This window comes from Bacteroides sp. An19, from assembly GCF_002160215.1.
GTDB lineage: Bacteria > Bacteroidota > Bacteroidia > Bacteroidales > Bacteroidaceae > Phocaeicola > Phocaeicola intestinalis.
Genome location: NZ_NFKD01000086.1, coordinates 1 through 14,310 on the forward strand (window position 1 = coordinate 1; position 14,310 = coordinate 14,310).

At 33.6% G+C, this 14,310-nt stretch carries 14 protein-coding genes and 1 pseudogene; 12 read left to right on the top strand and 3 right to left on the bottom strand.

The window, feature by feature from the left end; translation table 11 throughout:
* Nucleotides 1-354 (top strand): transposase family protein (locus tag B5F25_RS19320; RefSeq protein ID WP_140406989.1); only part of this gene is annotated, 354 nt, incomplete at its 5' end.
* Here B5F25_RS19320 and B5F25_RS19325 read toward each other — a convergent pair.
* The 3 genes from B5F25_RS19325 to B5F25_RS19340 all read right to left on the bottom strand — a co-directional run bounded on the left by B5F25_RS19325 (nt 351) and on the right by B5F25_RS19340 (nt 2,824).
* Nucleotides 351-1,037, bottom strand: coding sequence for a hypothetical protein (locus B5F25_RS19325; RefSeq protein WP_087251523.1), 687 nt, complete (start codon nt 1,035-1,037; stop codon nt 351-353). The genes B5F25_RS19320 and B5F25_RS19325 overlap by 4 nt on opposite strands.
* Before the next feature lie 646 nt (nt 1,038-1,683).
* A complete protein-coding gene (locus B5F25_RS19335; protein WP_087251524.1) occupies nt 1,684-1,962 on the bottom strand; it encodes a hypothetical protein in 279 nt (92 codons plus the stop codon).
* Nucleotides 1,955-2,824, bottom strand: a complete 870-nt coding sequence (locus B5F25_RS19340; protein WP_087251525.1) for a hypothetical protein — start codon at nt 2,822-2,824, stop codon at nt 1,955-1,957. Before B5F25_RS19340 ends, B5F25_RS19335 begins: the two co-directional genes overlap by 8 nt.
* Before the next feature lie 185 nt (nt 2,825-3,009).
* Between B5F25_RS19340 and B5F25_RS22570 the strand changes: the two are divergent.
* The 11 genes and pseudogenes from B5F25_RS22570 to B5F25_RS19395 all read left to right on the top strand — a co-directional run bounded on the left by B5F25_RS22570 (nt 3,010) and on the right by B5F25_RS19395 (nt 14,115).
* Nucleotides 3,010-3,275: pseudogene (locus B5F25_RS22570) on the top strand (transcriptional regulator).
* Between the two features lie 95 nt (nt 3,276-3,370).
* On the top strand, nt 3,371-3,589 hold the full coding sequence (locus B5F25_RS19350; RefSeq protein WP_087251526.1) for a helix-turn-helix transcriptional regulator: 219 nt from the start codon (nt 3,371-3,373) through the stop codon (nt 3,587-3,589).
* 6 nt (nt 3,590-3,595) lie between these two features.
* A complete protein-coding gene (gene dndC / locus B5F25_RS19355; RefSeq protein WP_087251527.1) occupies nt 3,596-4,927 on the top strand; it encodes a DNA phosphorothioation system sulfurtransferase DndC in 1,332 nt (443 codons plus the stop codon).
* A gap of 3 nt (nt 4,928-4,930) precedes the next feature.
* Nucleotides 4,931-7,072: an AAA family ATPase gene (locus tag B5F25_RS19360; protein ID WP_087251528.1), complete on the top strand. Its 2,142-nt coding sequence runs from the start codon at nt 4,931-4,933 to the stop codon at nt 7,070-7,072.
* A 2-nt stretch (nt 7,073-7,074) separates the two neighbouring features.
* Nucleotides 7,075-7,473: a DndE family protein gene (locus B5F25_RS19365; protein ID WP_087251529.1), complete on the top strand. Its 399-nt coding sequence runs from the start codon at nt 7,075-7,077 to the stop codon at nt 7,471-7,473.
* Nucleotides 7,467-9,665 carry a DEAD/DEAH box helicase family protein gene (locus B5F25_RS19370; protein WP_087251530.1) on the top strand — a complete coding sequence of 733 codons (2,199 nt, stop codon included), beginning with the start codon at nt 7,467-7,469 and terminating at the stop codon, nt 9,663-9,665. The genes B5F25_RS19365 and B5F25_RS19370 overlap by 7 nt, the downstream gene beginning before the upstream one ends.
* A 7-nt stretch (nt 9,666-9,672) precedes the next feature.
* Nucleotides 9,673-9,876 (top strand): hypothetical protein, encoded by a 204-nt coding sequence (locus B5F25_RS19375; protein ID WP_087251531.1) that lies wholly within the window; start codon nt 9,673-9,675, stop codon nt 9,874-9,876.
* A gap of 11 nt (nt 9,877-9,887) precedes the next feature.
* Nucleotides 9,888-12,041, top strand: coding sequence for a DNA sulfur modification protein DndD (locus B5F25_RS19380; RefSeq protein ID WP_087251532.1), 2,154 nt, complete (start codon nt 9,888-9,890; stop codon nt 12,039-12,041).
* Nucleotides 12,042-12,047: 6 nt separating this feature from the next.
* Entirely contained in the window at nt 12,048-12,485 is a 438-nt protein-coding gene (locus B5F25_RS19385) for a hypothetical protein (RefSeq protein WP_087251533.1), read from the top strand.
* Nucleotides 12,482-12,910, top strand: coding sequence for a hypothetical protein (locus tag B5F25_RS19390; protein WP_087251534.1), 429 nt, complete (start codon nt 12,482-12,484; stop codon nt 12,908-12,910). Before B5F25_RS19385 ends, B5F25_RS19390 begins: the two co-directional genes overlap by 4 nt.
* Before the next feature lie 11 nt (nt 12,911-12,921).
* Nucleotides 12,922-14,115: a DNA phosphorothioation-associated DGQHR protein 1 gene (locus B5F25_RS19395; RefSeq protein WP_087251535.1), complete on the top strand. Its 1,194-nt coding sequence runs from the start codon at nt 12,922-12,924 to the stop codon at nt 14,113-14,115.
* Nucleotides 14,116-14,310: the final 195 nt, after the last annotated feature.

Here is a 14,310-nt window from a genome sequence, read left to right on the forward strand (position 1 = left end):
TCGGGCAAGACCCACGACAAGAAGATGGCTGACACAATGTATTCTTTTCCTGTGCCTTGCACCTTGTATCAAGATACGGGATACCAAGGCTATGAGCCTGAGGGGGTGGAAATCATACAACCGGTCAAGAAGCCCAAAGGGAAAGAGCTTTCCAGGCAGGACAAGGAATACAATAAGAAAGTTTCCGCCATCAGGGTGCGTATAGAACATGTCATAGGAAGCGCGAAAGTCATGCGCATCGTCAAAGACGAGTGCAGGCTCAGGGCAAACAATTTTGTAGAAAACATCTTTTCCACATGTATGGCACTGCATAATCTCAGAATTAAAATCAACCCTTGGAACTATCATAACTAATTTACATAAACTCTATTATTCGCATATTCAGGCTTAACTTTTTCAATGGCGCTATTGACCTCTGCTTCTAAATCCTTTCTTGATACAGGAAAGACAAATACAACTGTATCGTTGTTGCTTATGCGAACAATATTTCTCCACAACTGATATTGTGAGAAAAATAAATCTTTAGCATTGGTATTATCCTTCAGTATTTTATCCATAGATGGCTGATAATGTTTATACCATCGAGAGTTATCGTTGTTCGAGTTGCTTTTTGTCTCAAATGTTTCCTCAGTATATTTTACTTCGAAATAAATATTCTTCACTCCATTGTTAATATAAAAATCAAATACGGTACCGTCAGGTTGTTCATACTCAAACAAACTAGCTGTATTGTTGGAGACTTCAATGCCGTTATCATGTAATATGCTGAAATCTTTTTCAAGCTGCATTGGGCCAAAAAGATTGATTGTAAGTGCTTGTGAAGAATTCAGATGGTGAAAATCACGATGAAGTTTTATGTTATATGTAATTTTACATAAATCTTTATAATAATCTCCCTGAATTAAATTCATAAGATACTGATTTTCTGGTAGAACATGGGCATATTGTTTATTATTTTGCTTCCATATCCCGTTATTGAATATTCTTAATACAGATAGTTTATATTCTGCCAGATGTTCTTTTATTCTCTTTTGCATATTATATTATTATATTCTAAAGTACTCACTCTTCAACCAATAGGCATAAATCGGGTCCTGGAACGAGATTTCACCAGCTTTATTATCCAATATATCATTCTTGACGATACTTATAAGTATGAACTTACCAAAGGAAATAGAGTGGAGTATGTTGGGATAACCGATGACCCTGAAAGAAGGGAAGCGGAACACCATCAAGATAAAGATTTCGACAAAATGAGAATAGTCGGAAATGTTTCTACTCTTGATGGTGCTTCTCAGTGGGAAACCGATAGGATAAAAACCTATATGGCCAACCATAACGGTCAAACACCATTATATAATAAGAACGAGCACGGTAAGTAATGATGTTATGCTTCCCACTTCAACCTTGCTGCAACAAGGTCATGAGTTTTTATCAAAGCTACTGTCATTTTGGCACTATGACGGCAGCTTTTTCTTTATACCCTTGCGAATATAACGTATAATAGCTGGAAATATTGTATTCTTTATCAAAGTTTAAGACCTTAGTTTAGTATAGACAAGATAAAACTCATTTAGGATATTTCTGATGTTGTAGTGTAGGGCGTAATGTTGGATTTCATCTTTTTATTCATTTTAATAACTAAACTTTGAACACTATAAATTTATAATATTGTTATAAAAATCACCGTTTTTTTCTTATAGCTGCGATTACTTTTACGAAAAAAGAGGTTTTTTGTTTACGATTTTCTACTATATTTTTCGTTACTTCGATAGCTATTTTTTGAAGTTGCTGTAAATCATGGTTGTTAAAATATGATACAGATAATTTGGGAAGAGCCATTTCTTCATTATATCTACTTTTTTTATTATGATCCCGCTTAAGCACTCTTTTTAACACAATTTCTGTACCAGTATCTTCCAATACTTCAAATCCGATATTCTTTATTTCTACTTTATCCATGATTCCTATTATTATTCCGTTTTACAAATAAATCATATAAACCGTCGGCAATACCTTGTACCATAGGAATGTCATATCTATTTTCATCAAATTTATCTTTCTGGTCACAATCAATGCAGATAAAACCTTTCATTTTCATATTGTTTGAGTTAACGCTTTTTATCGGAATTATAGGATAAACCAATTCACTCTTGTAAGGAAGAATGCCATCCGAATAACATTCTATACTTGTATTATCATAATCAGGGGTATGTTCTATGTCATTATTTACATATGCTAAATTTTTCTGATTGCCTTTTAATATTTTATTAACAATTTTACGATATGGAGTATTGCCAATTATGCTATGTTTAATAGACATGTATTGAGATGTGTCTCTATTAGTATGATGTGTATCACGACATAAATTTTTAACCTCAATCGTTTCCAATTGCTCATCTTCAGTTGTAGGAACTTTTATTGAAACGCAACAATTTGCTTTTGTTTTCCTGTCAAAGATTATTTTTAGTGTATCACAAAATACTATCATTGTTTCCACGAATTCCTTATCATCAAATCGTTCCTTCTTTCTTATGAAATGAATTTCAGAATAAGCATCTTTTAAGTCAACAATAGCTTTGCCCCAAATGGAATCAACATAGGCATTGTGAATGAAAATTATAGTATTTCTCAAGACAAAATAGGCATATCGTAAGATAAACAGCGCAATAAATAAACAAATTCCCAATATGACAGATTTTTCAACTGTCATATCAAGAAAATTTTTCCCAATGAGAAGAACTGTTAATCCTGCACTTAAACTTCCTATCGTATATTTCCAGATTGAACCCTTTATTGTTTGCTTAAATGATTTCTTCCACATGATAACATAAAATTCAGTGCAAATTTAGTGAATTTATCAATGACTCATCATAAGTCAAGATATTTTTATTTCCGTAACCTATCATAAAATAAAGTAAAACTATCATATTTATATATTATATGATATGTTGAGCTATGACAAAAAGCACAATGGATACCAAGTAGCCAAGAGAGTTAAAGCAGAAGATGCAGATAGTGGATAAGCAGCTCAGGCAGGCTTGACTACGTACAAATCTCAGTATTGCTCAGATTTATTGAACGTGCCATCTGTTCGCCTTACGGTTTCCCACATAGAGAAAGATGTCAACAGAGGTAATAGGCATTTATCTTAGAGTACTTTATGTGTTTCAACTGGATGATGATATTTTTTTCTCGCAAAAGAAGGTGCAATGGGAAATGCCTTGCAGGATTTGAGTCTCAAAAAACGTGAAAGTGTATCCCAAAAAGAATAAGTTATGTAAATGACTATTATAATCGAACGAAAATGTCCTTCTGTATAAAAAATAAGTGTATCTTTGTAGATATTTTATCAATAAATTGAATTAATATGTCGAATAATCAACAAATAGTGATGAATAGAATTAAAGTTACACTTGTTGAGAAACAGAAAACCAATAGATGGTTAGCTGAACAAATGGGGAAATCAGAGAATACCATTTCGAGGTGGTGTTCTAATAAATCTCAACCATCAATCGCTCAATTACAAGAAATTGCGATCTTGTTAGATGTTGATGTTCGTATACTATTAAAATCACAGAAAGAGTAATATAAAATGTCGAAACGCATTGAATATATAATTGATGATATTAAGGAACAATATCTTGAAAAAGATAACAATATACCTTGGATTATCGGTTTTAGTGGAGGAAAAGATAGTACGGTTGTACTAACATTAGTGTGGAGAGCCTTGCTATCTATACGAGAAGAGTTAGGCGATACGGCTCTTGTTCGACAGGTATATGTTGTAAATAATGACACCCTAGTGGAAAATCCTATTATTACAGACTATATCGTTGAGGTATTGGATTGTATCCGTATTGCTGCTATTGAACAAAAACTACCTATCAATGTCCAAATAACAGTGCCAAAATTAGAGGATAGTTTCTGGATTAGCTTCCTAGGTAAGGGATATCCTGTTCCAAATAATACCTTTAGATGGTGTACTGATCGATTAAAGATTAAGCCTACTACGCAGTTCATTCTTGATAAGGTAGATGCTATGGGAGAGGCTATTGTTCTTATTGGTACTCGTCTTTCCGAGAGTGCTACTCGTGCGAAATCGATTCGTCGTCACGAAATCAAGGGAAAACGTTTAACCAAACATCCATTGAACCCCAATACATACACATATCCTCCAATTAAAGATTTATATCTGGAAGAGGTATGGTATATACTCAACAATGAGCCATCACCTTGGGGCTATGACAATAAGAAGTTGTTCCAAATATATGCTGATGCCACAGCAGATGATTATGAGTGTCCTACTGTAATTACGGATAAGACACAGCCTTCATGTGGGCAGAGTCGATTTGGTTGTTGGGTTTGCACCGTAGTAAAGGAAGACAAGTCAATGATGGCCCTTATTAACAATGGCAATCAATGGATGGCTCCTTTATTAAAATATCGAGACGAAATGGTTGCAGGGCGAAATATTTCAGAAAATAGGTATGCAACCCGCAGAAACGGTCAAGCTGCTCAAGATGCTGATGGTCATAATCAAGGTAATTACACTTTTGAGTATCGCTGTGAGATGCTCCGTAAATTATTGGAATTGCAGCGCGATATGCAGAAAATAAAGCCGCATATGGAGTTGATTTCAAATCAAGAACTTGTTGCGATTCAAATTAACTGGTATCGAGATGGATTTTTTGCGCCAAAAGTAACGGATATTTACAATGAGGTGTATAAACGAAATATGCCTCTTGAAAATATGCAGTACCAAGAACGATTAATCCTTGAAAAGGTTTGTGCAGAACATCCTGAAGATTATCACTTGATAAATGATTTGGTATCGCTTCAAAAGAGCAAGACTATTTTGATGAATAATAATGGCCTACAAGGCGATATTGAGAAACGATTAGATAACTACCTCAACCAGCAGTAAGCAATGTTTATAGAGTCAATAATATTACATAATTACAGAGCATACAAGGGGCATAACAAAACCTCTTTTAAGCAGGATGCCAAGAATATCTTTCTTGTCGCCGGCAACAATGGTTTTGGTAAAACAACATTTCTCACATCCCTCGTATGGTGTCTATATGGCAAATTAATGGTCGATGTTGATGAAAAGTTTAGACGCGATATCAATGATGCTCAAGGATATAAGAACTATGCCCGCCAAAGCTTGCATAAAGAGTTAGCAAGTGTTGTAAATACATATGAAGTAAGCCCTGAAGTGCGAAAACAGATTATAAAGCACGGTTATTCTTCGGAAAGCGAATATATTAAGAATGATGCGCAGTATTATGTTGAGATAAGTATTTCGGATATATTTATTCCATCTATCCCTTGTCGTACAATTACAATTCGACGAACCTATGACTACTTCTTAGATACTGAATTCGTTGATGTGTTAATTGATGGACAGGTAAATAAATTAGCAAAAGACGTTGGCTACGACATCTTTATCAATGACTTTATTCTTTCAAAGGATATTGCAAAGTTTTTCTTCTTTGATGCTGAAAAGATTGTAAACCTTGCAGAAGTAAAATCAATTGATGAAAAACGTCGATTGAGTACGGCTTATAGCGAGGTTTTAGGTATAAAGAAGTATGAAGACATCAAGAGAAATCTTGAGAATCTTCGTCTCAAATTCCGAAAGAGTGCAGGCTCTACAGCAAGTAAAGCTAAATTGGATAGGCTTCAAGCTGGAGTTGATAATTTGGAGGCGCAAATTAGAACAAAGGAAGAGGAACGAGAAAGAGTTGATAATCAGATTCAGCAGTATAGAGCAGAGGCCGTTCAGTTACAAGAGCGACTTATTCGTGAAGGTAATGCTATTAGTGTAGAGGACCTCAAGAAACAAAAAGAGTTGCTTATTGCATTGAAAGAGAAGGACTCTAAATTAAAAAGTCAATTACGCGAGATGTTAGATGTTGCTCCATTTGCTATTTCTGGTAAATTGTTCACAGACCTAATGACGCAGGTTATTGCCGAGAAGAAAATTAAAACGACTGTTGCCAGTCGTGCTGCCATAAATGCTGCCCTTCAATTAACACAGACTCAAATTACAGAAGGAGTATCTGAACTTAAGCTTACAGAACTTCAAAAGCAAGCTGTTGAGAGGATTATCGCAGACGCCTTTGCAAATAATATCGTTGAAACATCGGTGGAAGATGCGACAGCTATTAAGGTGTTAGTTGACTTTAATGATAGTGAATCAAATGAGTTTCAGGCTTTGTTTGACAATATCAGATACTCTTTCAACACCTTATTCAAGCAGCTAGTAAAGGATATTAAGAACAATGCTCTATTCATGGCAAAAACTCAGCGAAAGATTGTCGAGGCAGAGTATGATGATGGAAATGCCGATATCAAGGAGATACGAATGCGTAAAGCAGAAGTTGATGAGTTATTGGTTCAGTTAGATATCCAAACCCGCCATCTCTCGGAGCAAATAGGAACATTGAACAAGGATATTAAAGTCCTAAAAAAACAGTTGTCAGAAGTTGCGAAACATGTTCGCGTTGATAAGGCTGATAAAGAGAAGGATTTAATAGCGGAGCGACTTATCAGTGAGTTAACGACATTCTTGTTTGAGTTAAGAGCTAAGCGCAAGTTTTCTCTTGAGAAGAAGATTATGGCTGGCATAGATGTGTTGATGCACAAGGCGGATTTTATACACAGTGTGCGTATTGACCTACAAAATGATATTATTGAGATAGAGCTTTTGGATAAGGCCGGAGAGATTATTAGTAAGGAGAAATTATCAAAGGGAGAGCAGCAGTTGTATGCAACGGCTATTCTTAACGCTTTGGTTGAAGAGTCTGGAATAGAATTCCCTGTATTTATTGATAGTCCTCTACAAAAATTTGATAGTATTCACTCACGAAATGTTATCACAAAGTTCTATCCGAGTGTGTCGAAGCAGGTAGTTATTTTCCCATTACTTGGAAAAGAGTTGTCGGAGGATGAGTACAATGTACTATTACCTAATGTTAATGAAGTTTATATAATCGAAAATGAGAATGGATGTTCTTCATTTAAAAAGATTACTCCAAATAAATTGTTTGAAACACTATCATAGTTATGTTTACATCGATAAAAACATCAAAGATTAATAAGGATATTGTTACAGACTTAAGTCGTAAATTTAACTTGGGCGCAGAGAATATTATTGCGCGTATAGCTTTGACTTATTCCTTATCAAAAGATCGTAAATTATCATTATCAGACATTGCTGATTCACAAGGTAAGGAGTATAGTAAGAATGTTTTATTTGGAAGCAATTTGCCTTACTATATAGGCCTTATATGCGTAAAGTACGGTTTATATAAGACAGATAAAGATATTCCTAAATATATTAAGTTGCATATTGATGATGGATTGCAACTAATGAATAAGGAGTTGAGAGATAATCCAAACTTGAATGGATATGATTATTTGATTGATAAAATAACTTATGGATTAGAAGATATCTTATGTTGAAAGATGTGAAATTTAAACATAGTTATTCTTCTGGATATGATGAGCCAAAAGAATTCTTTACTGAAGCACTAATTGAAAGCTCAGCTTTTGATTTAGGCTTGGGATTCTTTTCATCTAGTGGAATAAGAAGCCTTGCATATGGTTTTGCCCTGTTCATAGCGAATGGAGGCAAAATGCGTGTTATCATAAACCATATATTAAGCAAGGAAGATAAACAGGCTATCGAAAATGGACAAAAACATTTGATTGAGGACTTCGAGTGCCGTGTTCTATCTGATATAGATAAGTTAACAAAGACACTTTCCAAAGAAGATGAACATTTCTTTCGCTGTTTGTCATATTTGATTTCTATTAACAGAATTGAATTTATCGCGACTATCTCAACTAAAGGTGGATTAGGTCATGACAAGTATGGGGTATTTACAGATGAAAAAGGCTGCAAGGTGGCATTTATTGGATCTGCGAACTTCTCACAATCAGCATTAGAATTAAATGGTGAGACAATCACTGTATTTACATCTCCAGATGACAATAAAAGAATAGCAGAATATCAAACATTATTTGATAGATCATGGGAAAATGATACTCCCCATTTGCTCCATATACCAATTGACAATGTTAAAACCATAATTTGTGAAAAGTTCCCCAAAATAGCTATTGAAGAACTTTTAGACAATAGCGTAAATTTGCGAACTGATAATTCGTATAGTAATACTTATATCAAACCACTATCTCAAAGGCTTTTAGATAAGATTGAATTAAAAGAACAGGAACCCCGTTTCCCATTCCCAGAAGAAAGATCAATCCAAATTAATGCATATAATGCTTGGATTAACAATGGGAAAAAAGGTGTTTTTGCTATGGCAACAGGTTCTGGCAAGACAGTTACAGCTCTCAATTGTTTGAGAAAGCAATATAAAGAGAATGGTTATTATAAAGCAATAATTGTCGTACCTACTCAAGCATTAGCAGTTCAATGGGAAAAAGAGGCAAAAGCTTTTAACTTCCAAAATATTATATCCACACATACGGATAAAGATTGGAAGAACACTTTGAGTCGATATACAACAAGAAGTTTATTAGATCAATCAAAGAGTATTATTATCATAACGACATATGCGACATTTAACCGCAAGGATATACAACAGTTTATTAATAAGGTTAAGGGACTAGAAACCTTTATGTATGTAGCTGACGAAGCACACAATATAGGTTCTCCAAGTTCATTAAAACATTTACCCCATAATATACAGTGGCGTATAGGCTTGTCCGCAACACCTGAACGTATATATGATGATATAGGCTCTGAAAAATTATATGAGTTCTTCAATTCTAGACCACCAGAGTATACATATAGATATACAATGAAACAAGCAATAGAAGAAAACATATTATGCCATTATGATTATTACCCCATATTTGTTGAGTTAACAGACTCTGAAATGGAAGAGTATGAATATATCTCAACTCAGTTAAGGAAGTTTATAGATCCTGATACAGGAAAATATCGACCCGAAGCCGAGAAATTATTGCTGAAGCGTAAAAGAATTATACATAAGGCTGGAAATAAGAAAGTAGCGATTTCTAATTTACTAGAAGACCTAAAACAAAAGCGTAAACTTGATTATACTTTTGTTTTTGTGCCTGAGGGATATGAGCCTGATTACTCCGAAAGAGATTCGTATAACATTGATCAAGAAGATATTCATATAATAGACGAGTATGCACAGATGTTTAAGGATCAAGGGTACAGTTATCATAAATACATTAGTGGACTTGATGATGCTCCAAGCATATTGAAAAGTTTCGCAGAAGGAGATATTCAAATTTTGCTTTCAATGAAGTGTTTGGATGAAGGTGTTGATATTCCACGTGCGGAACATGCGATATTCTGTTCAAGTACAGGTAATCCTCGTCAATTTGTTCAACGTCGTGGACGCGTACTAAGAAAAAGTAAAGGAAAAGATAAGGCGAAAATATGGGATTTGATTGTTACGCCACCAAATGTGATGAATGATTCTATCGGTATAGAACGCAATATGTTCATTAGTGAAGTTAAACGTATTGTAAACTTTGCTGCCCTCGCTGACAATCAAATAGATATTTTGTATGGAGATTTAAAAAATTACTGTGAGGCTTTGAGAATAGATTTATTTGAGATGCTTGAAGAAGAAAATAATAACTATAAATAATAATACTATGGCTATACAAGACGAAATGTATAAGGCAATAGAGAAAGAAATTAATCAAACAGTTGAATCTGGTGCTGAAAAAGTTACTGTTAACTTTGAAAAAGCAAAAGAAGTTGCCAAAATGCTGACAGAACTATCAACAAGTGTTGGAGATGCAGATGCATTAACAAATCAGTATATTGCCAATATTAAGAATATATGTAACTCATAATACGAAAAGTTATGATTATCAGAAATATTACTATCGAAAATTTTCAATCATACTATGAGAGTCAAACAATAGAGTTTTCTAAAGGCTTGAATCTAATCATAGGTAATGGAGGAAAAGGTAAGTCCAAACTGTTCAATGCCTTTTACTGGGTATTGTTCGGTAAAATATATATCACGGGTATCGGTTGGTGTACTACAGATAACTTGCCTCAGTCTGCCAAATTTGCAATGCAACGTTATGAGTTCATTAATAAAAGAGCTCTATTCAAAGCACAAATTAACGATAAAATTAGAGCCTCAGTACAAATTGAAATTGAGGACGATAAGGGTAATGATTATATAATAGAGCGCTCTGTCAGTGCATTAAGACTTGAAGGAGAAGAATGGGACTCTAATGATGCTTGGCAAGTAGGAGGTAATATGCTGAAGGTTTCTTTTGATTCCACCACAGGAACAAAAGTGCTTAATGATTTATTAGCTGAAGATAAAATTAATGAGTTATTCCCAGATGGTATTAGAAACTATATATGGTTTCAAGGAGAGTCACTCGAAAGTCTTATAAACTTCAGAAATAAAGAAACATTAAAAGCTGCTGTTAAGCATATTTCATATTTTCCTTATTACGAAAAACTTTCTGAAATAATCAGCAAGTCTAAATTGAAGATTACAGGAATTGAAAGCCGTAAATTAAAAGAGGTTAATAAACATAATTCAAGCGTTAAGGGGTTATTATCAACCATTGACAACTTAAACTATAAGATTTCCAGAGAAGAAGAGAACAAAAAGCAATTTGAGACTCACATTGAGACTATTAAGATAGCTTTAGCAGATGGAGAAACAAAGATTTCTGGATTAGCGAGCTATTCAATGTTAGTAAAGAAATACAAGGATTGTGAAAACGAGATAAATAAATTATTGTCAGAAACGACTCGTATAGATGAGTTTCAAAGAGAGAAACTTCCTTCTTTGTGGGTCCTTCGTGGAATTGAACCAATGATTCAACAATGTAAAGAAATTATTGAAAAGCACAAGGAGGAAGAGTATACTGTTCCAGAAAAGAAGTATCTAGATAATCCTAGTCGCTCAAAATTAGAAGAGATACTTAAAGATAAGAAATGTTTTGTATGTGGCACTGAATTCTCTGAAAATGATGCCCCATACCACTACATCACAGAACGATTAAGATTACAGGAAGAGTACTTAAAAGAAATGGAAGAATATACCAGCAATATGCAGCTTTCTAAACAGTTTAACATGTTTGTTGGTAAGATTCAAGATTATCCAGATTCATTACTGATTTCTTTGTCAAAAATTGACAAACAATGGAAAGATAGTGAAGATGAATTGGAAAGATATATGGCTCAGCGAAGAAGAAAGCAAGATGAAAAACGTAAATTGGATGAGCAAATAGAAGATATAAAGAAAAAGCATGGTGTAGATCCTGTAACCCAAGCAGAGACAGCCGGTATTATCAATTCTTCAATTCGAGCAAGCAGAAGTAATTTGGAAACTATACAACGAAAGTTGGATGTTTCCAAGCAGACACTTAGTAATTACAGGAGTGAATTACGTATTGCTGAACGAGAATTGGAAAAATTAGGAGCAAAAGATACTACTGTTGCAAAAGTTCCAGAGACAGAATGGAAACACATTTCAACATTCCTAGAAGATATCTGCAAGAGGGTCCAGGAAAATGCAAGAAAAGATTTGCTTCATAAAATTGAAGAAAGGGCAAATCTTTTTTACGCGAAGTTTACGGAGCATGATAACGGATACAAAGGTAATGTAAAAATAGGTGAAGACTACTCTATCGAATTTGATGCGGGTCTTAATACTAGCCACGAGGATAGAAAGAAGATGAGTATCATAAATGCTTTATTATCGTTGAATCAAGAGGCTATGGGTACTTATTATCCGTTTATAAGTGACGCTCCAACATCTAGTTTCGATTTGGAGACTACTCATAAATATCTGCTTGGTATTAAAGATATATTTGGTCAATCCATTGTGTTGACAAAAGATGTGGATTTGGAAAGTGATAAATATCTTGATTTGCAGAATCAAAGTAATGTGTCGAGAATTTACAATTTGGAGAGCAAGATATATAGTGGAGATTCTAACCGTGGACAACACGAAGTTTCTACGCAAATAACAATCTTAAAATAAGGCAACATGGAAAATATATTTGAAATTAGATTTTCATTTGAACAATATGTTAAGGATAATGTAATCCTTAAATTCTCAAATAAGCAAGGTGGTGCCTACAATGTATTTTCTTATCATTGGCAATGTTTTGTATGGGCTGCAGTTGTTGGTTTTATACACAATGAACGTAGACCTCTACAGTCTCCTATTGCTGACCGTCCTTTTAGTTTGAATACAATGTGTAATGGTGGTGGCGAAAAAGATGCTGAAGCATTATTGTGTATGTGTATTGCCAAAGCAGGTTCTCTTGATATTATGAAAGAACCAACAAAAGCTATTGATTTGATAAATGAATATGCTAATGGTGGGTTTTATTATATAATGAAAATAATGCAGGATCAGCCAGTTACTAATGATTTGGAATGGGTTAAACAAGAAATTTTTGGAAGAGAGGTCAATTTATGAAAGAAAAAATTTTATTCTTTGGAGTGTTCTATATAATATTAGGGACATTAGGTTTGACTATTCCGAGTATTAGTTATTATTTAACAAATCATGCATGGCCATTAGATGATATTTCTATAGGATTAATTACAATTGTGGTATCCACTGTAGGATATTCAACTGCTGAAAAAATAATTGTATTAAGAGGGAAAAAATCCAATCTCTCAGAAATGCTATGGAATTTAGTCGCTCTTGTTCTGTCTATAGTATTAACTATTTTCGTAGTAATTTTTTTAGGAAATGAAGTTATTTGTTTCCCCCTAATATTGTCTTGTTTAGCGTATATTTTATCGTGTATTCTTTGGTGGTATCAGAATCGTGACAATGATAGTTTCAAGAATATTGGAGAAAATGCCTTAGGTGGAAGTCCTGAACAGTTTAATTAAAGATGAATAATATGATTATAAGTGCAATAAAAGTTAAGCAACCATTAGGCGAATTTTACATAGCAAAAATTAAAGCTGGAGATTTACTTAGAATTTCTACCTCATCTGTTGCAAGGTATGATAAAGATGGCAAACTAAAAGGAAATCAGAGGCCATTAGATCCGAAACGTTTGAAAGCAATAGCTAATTTTATTATGTCTGATGAGATGAGCTTTCCTACATCAATATTAATAGCTGCTAACATTGATAGAGATGGTGGTATTGTTGAAAAACATGATGATAGATGGACTGTTGAAAAAACTAATACAACAGATGTTTTTAACCTTGTAATACCTGATAAAGTTTCTTCTTTAATAATTGATGGTCAGCATCGTTTGAATGCATTTAATTATGCAGACTCCAGTTGTAAAGAAATTGAATTAGTTTGTTCAATTTTTCTTGATCTACCCAATCCTTATCAAGCATACTTGTTTGCGACAATTAATGGTAATCAAAAACGAGTAGATAAGAGTTTGGCTTTGGAACTATTTGGGTATGATGTTGAAAATGAACCTCAAAATACATGGTCTCCAGAAAAGTTAGCTGTATATCTTACAAGAAAGTTTAATTTTAGCAAGAAATCTCCTTTATATCAAAAAATCAAATTGGCACCATTGTATTCTGAAATAGACGAGATTGTAAATAGGGAGCAATGGCTTCTTTCTACAGCTGCAATGGTTGAAGGGATTATGAGTTTGATTTCTAGTAATCCACAGAAAGATCGTGATATGCTAGCAATGAAAAGAAATAGTATATGGGGAGACAAAACACGACAAATACTTTCTAATAACAATAGACCTGTACTTAGGTATCTATATATAAGTTCAAAAGATGATGAATTGTACTCAATATTAGAAAAATACTTTTGGTCAGTAAAAACTATTTTATGGGATAATGCTACAGAAAACAGTGTAATTCTAAAAACTATAGGAATTTCTGTCTTATTTGATATATTAAAAAATATTATCGAAAAATATGATATTCAAGACTCTTATGATTTATATATAAATAAAATTCGTGATATTAATTATTCTAGCAACTATTTTGCTTTATCGGGAGGTGGAAAAACTAAATTAAAAAGAATTTTAAAATATCGGTTGGGCTTTATACAAAAACATGATTTACAAGAGTCTGATATAAAATTCTTGCAAGGAATTATTGAGTAATATTCAACAATGATATAAGGGAGGGGAGAATCCACCTTCCTTATATCATTGTTGAATTAATAGTAATACATTCTTAGTAAGCATTCTAAGAAATACACATTGCATGTCCTATGGCTTGATTGTAATTTTGCCCCCGCATAACAATCAAACCGAATAGCAATGAACAGAACTGGATTTGAAGAATTAGAAATGCAG

Excerpts from the sequence above, each read along its gene's own strand:
- B5F25_RS19325 (WP_087251523.1), bottom strand. The coding sequence starts at position 1,037 with ATGCAAAAGAGAATAAAAGAACATCTGGCAGAATATAAACTATCTGTA.
- B5F25_RS19335 (WP_087251524.1), bottom strand. The coding sequence starts at position 1,962 with ATGGATAAAGTAGAAATAAAGAATATCGGATTTGAAGTATTGGAAGAT.
- B5F25_RS19340 (WP_087251525.1), bottom strand. The coding sequence starts at position 2,824 with ATGTGGAAGAAATCATTTAAGCAAACAATAAAGGGTTCAATCTGGAAA.
- B5F25_RS19350 (WP_087251526.1), top strand. The coding sequence starts at position 3,371 with ATGTCGAATAATCAACAAATAGTGATGAATAGAATTAAAGTTACACTT.
- dndC (WP_087251527.1), top strand. The coding sequence starts at position 3,596 with ATGTCGAAACGCATTGAATATATAATTGATGATATTAAGGAACAATAT.
- B5F25_RS19360 (WP_087251528.1), top strand. The coding sequence starts at position 4,931 with ATGTTTATAGAGTCAATAATATTACATAATTACAGAGCATACAAGGGG.
- B5F25_RS19365 (WP_087251529.1), top strand. The coding sequence starts at position 7,075 with ATGTTTACATCGATAAAAACATCAAAGATTAATAAGGATATTGTTACA.
- B5F25_RS19370 (WP_087251530.1), top strand. The coding sequence starts at position 7,467 with ATGTTGAAAGATGTGAAATTTAAACATAGTTATTCTTCTGGATATGAT.
- B5F25_RS19375 (WP_087251531.1), top strand. The coding sequence starts at position 9,673 with ATGGCTATACAAGACGAAATGTATAAGGCAATAGAGAAAGAAATTAAT.
- B5F25_RS19380 (WP_087251532.1), top strand. The coding sequence starts at position 9,888 with ATGATTATCAGAAATATTACTATCGAAAATTTTCAATCATACTATGAG.
- B5F25_RS19385 (WP_087251533.1), top strand. The coding sequence starts at position 12,048 with ATGGAAAATATATTTGAAATTAGATTTTCATTTGAACAATATGTTAAG.
- B5F25_RS19390 (WP_087251534.1), top strand. The coding sequence starts at position 12,482 with ATGAAAGAAAAAATTTTATTCTTTGGAGTGTTCTATATAATATTAGGG.
- B5F25_RS19395 (WP_087251535.1), top strand. The coding sequence starts at position 12,922 with ATGATTATAAGTGCAATAAAAGTTAAGCAACCATTAGGCGAATTTTAC.